The organism is Pseudomonas sp. GW822-FHT02G04 (assembly GCF_058802085.1).
Map to the genome: position 1 here is coordinate 1 of NZ_JBXANU010000055.1, position 3668 is coordinate 3668.

1 protein-coding gene is annotated in these 3668 nt (G+C 63.5%); it reads left to right on the forward strand.

Annotation, left to right across the window (positions count from 1 at the left end):
- On the forward strand, positions 1-3668 hold a 3668-nt coding region (locus AC1RO5_RS30860), incomplete at both ends, for a beta strand repeat-containing protein (protein WP_493179548.1).

The window sequence follows — 3668 nt, forward strand, 5'->3', positions numbered from 1 at the left end:
TCGAGTTCCACCGTGGACGTGACCATCACCGGCACCAATGACGGTCCAGTCGCGGTGGCCGATGTCGCCGCCGGCACGGAAAACCAGACCCTGACCATCGACGTGCTGGCCAACGACACCGACGTCGACGACGGTCACCTGTTCACCCTGAACAGCGCCAGCGCCCCGCTCGGCCAAGGCACGGCCAGCGTGGTCGCCAACCAGCTGGTCTTCACCCCAGGCAGCGACTTTGATCATCTGGCACAGGGCGCCATCGCGCACGTGACGCTCAGCTACACCATGCAGGACGAACACGGCGCGCTTTCGAGTTCCACCGTGGACGTGACCATCACCGGCACCAATGACGGCCCGGTCGCGGTAGCCGATACGGCCGCTGGTACGGAGAACCAATCCCTGACCATCAACGTGCTGGCCAACGACACCGACGTCGATGACGGTCACCTGTTCACCCTGAACAGCGCCAGTGCCCCGCTCGGCCAGGGCACCGCCAGCGTGGTCGCCAACCAGCTGCTGTTCACCCCCGGCAGCGACTTCGATCATCTGGCGCAAGGTGCGGTCGCGCACGTAACGCTCAGCTACACCATGCAGGACGAACACGGTGCACTCTCGAGTTCCACCGTGGATGTGACTATCACCGGCACCAATGACGGTCCGGTCGCGGTGGCCGATACAGCCGCTGGTACGGAAAATCAGCCCCTGACCATCGACGTGCTGGCCAACGACACCGACGTCGACGACGGTCACCTGTTCACCCTGAACACTGCCAGTGCCCCGCTCGGCCAAGGCTCGGCCAGCGTGGTCGCCAACCAATTGCTGTTCAACCCCGGCAGCGACTTCGATCATCTGGCGCAAGGCGCCATCGCGCACGTAACGCTCAACTACACCATGCAGGACGAACACGGCGCACTTTCGTCTAGTACGGTGGATGTGACGATCACCGGCACCAACGACGGCCCGGTCGCGGTAGCCGATACGGCCGCTGGTACGGAAAATCAAACCCTGACCATCGACGTGCTGGCCAACGACACCGACGTCGACGACGGCCACCTGTTCACCCTGAACACTGCCAATGCCCCGCTCGGCCAGGGCACCGCTAGCGTGGTCGCCAACCAGCTGCTGTTCACCCCCGGCAGCGACTTCGATCATCTGGCGCAAGGTGCCGTCGCGCACGTAACGCTCAGCTACACCATGCAGGACGAACACGGCGCACTTTCGAGCGCCACCGTGGACGTGACCGTCACCGGCACCAACGACGGTCCAGTCGCGGTGGCCGATACGGCCGCTGGTACGGAAAACCAATCCCTGACCATCGACGTATTGGCCAACGACACCGACGTCGACGACGGCCACCTGTTCACCCTGAACAGCGCCAATGCCCCGCTCGGCCAGGGCTCGGCCAGCGTGGTCGCCAACCAGTTGCTGTTCACCCCCGGCAGCGACTTTGATCATCTGGCGCAGGGTGCGGTCGCGCACGTGACGCTCAGCTACACCATGCAGGACGAACACGGCGCGCTCTCGAGTTCCACCGTGGACGTCACTATCACTGGCACCAACGACCAACCAACCCTGACAATTGCCGACACCACCGGCGCGATGAACGAAGGCAACGGCACCGCCACATTGAGCGACAGCGGCGCACTGAGCTTTGCCGATCTGGACAGCACTGACGTGGTGACCGTGTCGCACACCGCCAACGGCGACATCACCTGGAGCGACGGCACACTCAATGCGGGCGTGGCTTCGGCACTGGTCGCCGGATTCTCGGTCGATCAGGACAGCTGGGATTACAGCACCAGCCAGAACCTCGACTTCCTCGGCGCGGGTGAAACCATCACCTTTTCGTACACGGTGGTCGCCACTGACAACAGCGGCACAGCTAACGCCGCTTCGGCAACGCAGACCGTGACCATCACCCTTACTGGCACCAACGACGGTCCGGTCGCGGTGGCCGATGTCGCCGCTGGCACAGAGAATCAGACCCTGACCATCGACGTGCTGGCCAACGACACCGACGTCGACAACGGTCACCTGTTCACGTTGAACACTGCCAGTGCCCCGCTCGGCCAGGGCACCGTCAGCGTGGTCGCCAACCAGTTGCTGTTCAACCCTGGCAGCGACTTCGATCATCTGGCGCAAGGTGCAATCCAGCACGTAACGCTCAGCTACACCATGCAGGACGAACACGGCGCACTTTCGAGTTCCACCGTGGACGTGACCGTCACCGGCACCAACGACGGTCCAGTCGCGGTGGCCGATACGGCCGCTGGTACGGAAAACCAATCCCTGACCATCGACGTATTGGCCAACGACACCGACGTCGACGACGGCCACCTGTTCACCCTGAACAGCGCCAATGCCCCGCTCGGCCAGGGCTCGGCCAGCGTGGTCGCCAACCAATTGGTGTTCAACCCCGGCAACGACTTCGATCATCTGGCGCAAGGTGCGGTCACGCACGTGACACTCAACTACACCATGCAGGACGAACACGGCGCGCTCTCGTCTAGTACGGTGGACGTGACCATCACCGGCACCAACGACCAACCAACCCTGACAATTGCTGACACCACCGGCGCGATGAACGAAGGCAACGGCACCGCCACATTGAGCGACAGCGGCGCCCTGAGCTTTGCCGATCTGGACAGCACCGACGTGGTGACCGTGTCGCACACCGCCAACAGCGACATCACCTGGAGTGGCGGCACACTCAATGCGGGCGTGGCTTCGGCACTGGTCGCCGGCTTCTCGGTCGATCAGGACAGCTGGGATTACAGCACCAGCCAGAACCTCGACTTCCTCGGCGCGGGTGAAACCATCACTTTTTCGTACACGGTGGTCGCCACTGACAACAGCGGCACAGCTAACGCCGCTTCGGCAACGCAGACCGTGACCATCACCCTTACTGGCACCAACGACGGTCCGGTCGCGGTGGCCGATGTCGCCGCTGGCACAGAGAACCAGTCCCTGACCATCGACGTGCTGGCCAACGACACCGACGTCGACAACGGTCACCTGTTCACGCTGAACAGCGCCAGCGCGCCGCTCGGCCAGGGCACCGTCAGCGTGGTCGCCAACCAGTTGCTGTTCAACCCTGGCAGCGACTTTGATCATCTGGCGCAGGGCGCCATCGCGCACGTGACACTGAGCTACACCATGCAGGATGAACACGGCGCGCTTTCAAGTTCCACCGTAGACGTGACCATCACCGGTACCAACGACGGTCCGGTCGCGGTGGCCGATACGGCCGCCGGCACGGAAAATCAAACCCTGACCATCGACGTATTGGCCAACGACACCGACGCCGATGACGGCCACCTGTTCACCCTGAACAGCGCCAATGCCCCGCTCGGCCAGGGCAGCGCCAGCGTGGTCGCCAACCAGCTGCTGTTCAACCCTGGCAGCGACTTCGATCATCTGGCACAAGGCGCCGTCGCGCACGTAACGCTCAGCTACACCATGCAGGACGAACATGGCGCACTCTCGTCTAGTACGGTGGACGTGACCATCACCGGTACCAACGACGGCCCGGTCGCGGTAGCCGATACGGCCGCCGGCACGGAAAATCAAACCCTGACCATCGACGTGCTGGCCAATGACACCGACGTCGATGACGGTCATCTGTTCACCCTGAACAGCGCCAATGCCCCGCTCGGCCAGGGCTCGGCCAGCGT